Source organism: Labilibaculum manganireducens, from assembly GCF_002843385.1.
GTDB classification, from domain to species: Bacteria; Bacteroidota; Bacteroidia; order Bacteroidales; family Marinifilaceae; genus Labilibaculum; species Labilibaculum manganireducens.
In genome coordinates, this window is record NZ_MVDE01000069.1 from 1 (window position 1) to 2963 (window position 2963).

Here is a 2963-nt window from a genome sequence, read left to right on the forward strand (position 1 = left end):
ATATGTGATAACACCATCGCCGTCTGTGTCTCCGGCAAGTTCCGGATCTGTGATCACACCATCTCCGTCAGTGTCTCCGGCTATTTCCGGATCTGTGATAACACCATCGCCGTCTGTGTCTCCCGCTATTTCCGGATCTGTGATAACACCATCGCCGTCAGTGTCTCCTGCAATCTCCGGATCTGTGATAACACCATCGCCGTCTGTGTCTCCGGCAAGTTCCGGATCAGTAATAACACCATCTCCGTTAGTGTCTCCTGCAATCTCAGGATCTGTGATAACACCATCTCCATCGGTGTCTCCTGCTATTTCCGGATCAGTAATAACACCATCTCCATCGGTGTCTCCTGCTATTTCCGGATCAGTAATAACACCATCTCCGTCAGTATCTCCTGCAATCTCCGGATCTGTGATAACACCATCGCCGTCTGTGTCTCCCGCTATTTCCGGATCTGTAACAACACCATCTCCATCATTGTCTCCGGCTATTTCCGGATCAGTAATAACACCATCTCCATCGGTGTCTCCGGCAATATATTTATTAACTGTTAGTATTTGACTAACCTGAATTGCAGAATTGAAATTACTGTTACCTGCCTGATTCGCGTTAATCATACATGTACCTACTCCAATAATGTTTACAATTTCGCCATTAACTCCCGAACAGACAGCAACATTTTGATCTGAACTAGTAAAAACAACTGGGTTACCAGAAATACCTCCTGTTGCAAAAATTGTAAATGGTGCATCACCATAAACTTTTGTTCCCAAAGGATTGAAAATTATGATTTGAGATGCAATGGTAATGTCCAATGAACCATCAACAAATGTAATGGCATAATTGGATGAAGTCAATCCGCCCGGAGTGATGACATAGCCGGTTCCAACATTGGTTGCTGTTGTTGCTGTTCCACTATAAACAAGTGTTCCTGATAAATCAGTTGCATCTTCTCCACTTATAAATCCAGCGGAAGTAACAGTAAATCCAATGTATACTGCTCCGTCGTACTCTTTGCTTTTGCCTTCGGCGGTGATGGTCAAGGCTTTTTGAGTGATGCTAAAGTCTTTACTCACAAAAGTTAAATCGTAGTTCAATCCAGCACTCAGGCTTCCCTGAGAAATGGCATAGGTACCTACAGACTCTCCACTTGTTCTTGACAGTGCTCCGCTAAAGGAGTCACCGCTTTCCAATGCGGAAGATGCCGTGTAAGTAAATGTTGGATCTGCATCTCCGTAAGCTTTTGTCTGGCCTGTATTTGCTGTTACAGTTATTGCTTTTTGTGTGATGCTAAAGTCTTTACTCACAAATGTTAAATCGTAGTTCGATCCGGCACTCAGTGTTCCCTGTAAAATGGCATAGGAACCTGCAGACTCTCCACTTGTTCTTGACAGTGCTCCGCTAAAGGAGTCGCCGCTTTCCAATGCGGAAGATAACGTGTAAGTATATGTCGGATCTGCATCTCCGTAAACTTTCGTCTGACCTGTATTTGCTGTTACAGTTATTGCTTTTTGGGTTATATCCAATGAACCATCAACAAATGTAATGGCATAATTGGATGAAGTCAATCCGCCCGGAGTGATGACATAGCCGATTCCAACATTGGTTGCTGTGCTTGCTGTTCCGCTATAAGCAAGTACTCCTCCCAGATCAGTTTCATCTTCACCTGTTATAAATCCGACGTAAGTAACAGTAAATCCACTGTATACTGCTCCGTCGTACTCTTTGCTTTTGTTTTCGGCTGTAATGGTCAAGGATTTTTGAGTAATGTCCAATGAACCATCAACAAATGTAATGGCATAATTGGAAGAAGTCAATCCGCCCGGAGTGATGACATAGCCGGTTCCAACATTGGTTGCTGTTGTTGCTGTTCCACTATAAACAAGTGTTCCTGATAAATCAGTTTCATCTTCACCTGTTATAAATCCAGCATAAGTAACAGTAAATCCACTGTATACGGCTCCGTCGTACTCTTTGCTTTTGTTTTCGGCTGTAATGGTCAAGGATTTTTGAGTAATGTCCAATGAACCATCAACAAATGTAATGGCATAATTGGATGAAGTCAATCCGCCCGGAGTGATGACATAGCCGGTTCCAACATTGGTTGCTGTTCTTGCTGTTCCACTATAAACAAGTGCTCCTCCCAGATCAGTTTCATCTTCTCCTCTTATAAATCCAGCGTAAGTAACAGTAAATCCACTGTATACTGCTCCGTCGTACTCTTTGCTTTTGCCTTCGGCTGTAATGGTCAAGGCTTTTTGAGTGATGCTAAAGTCTTTACTCACAAAAGTTAAATCGTAGTTCAATCCAGCACTCAGGCTTCCCTGAGAAATGGCATAGGTACCTACAGACTCTCCACTTGTTCTTGACAGTGCTCCGCTAAAGGAATCTCCAGCTTCCAATACTGAAGATGCAGTGTAAGTAAATGTCGGATCTGCATCTCCGTAAACTTTCGTCTGACCTGCATCAACTGTTACCGTTATTGCTTTTTGGGTTATATCCAATGAACCATCAACAAATGTAATGGCATAATTGGATGAAGTCAATCCGCCCGGAGTGATGACATAGCCGGTTCCAACATTGGTTGCTGTTGTTGCTGTTCCACTATAAACAAGTGTTCCTGATAAATCAGTTTCATCTTCGCCTGTTGCGAAACCGGAATAACTTACCGTAAACGGGCTGTAAACCGCGCCGTCGTAAACTTTGCTTTTGTTTTCGGCTGTAATGGTCAAGGATTTTTTAGTGATGCTAAAGTCTTTACTCACAAAAGTTAAATTGTAATTCGATCCTGCACTCAGTGTTCCCTGTAAAATGGCATAGGAACCTACAGACTCTCCACTTGTTCTTGACAGTGCTCCGCTAAAGGAGTCACCGCTTTCCAATGCGGAAGATGCCGTGTAAGTAAATGTCGGATCTGAATCTCCGTAAACTTTTGTTTGTAATGCATCTGCAGTAACCGTAATGG

At 43.2% G+C, this 2963-nt stretch carries 1 protein-coding gene; it reads right to left on the bottom strand.

From position 1 onward, the window contains the following. Positions 1-2963, bottom strand: a 2963-nt coding sequence (locus BZG01_RS21685; protein ID WP_281256464.1) for an MBG domain-containing protein, incomplete at both ends; no start/stop codon positions are given.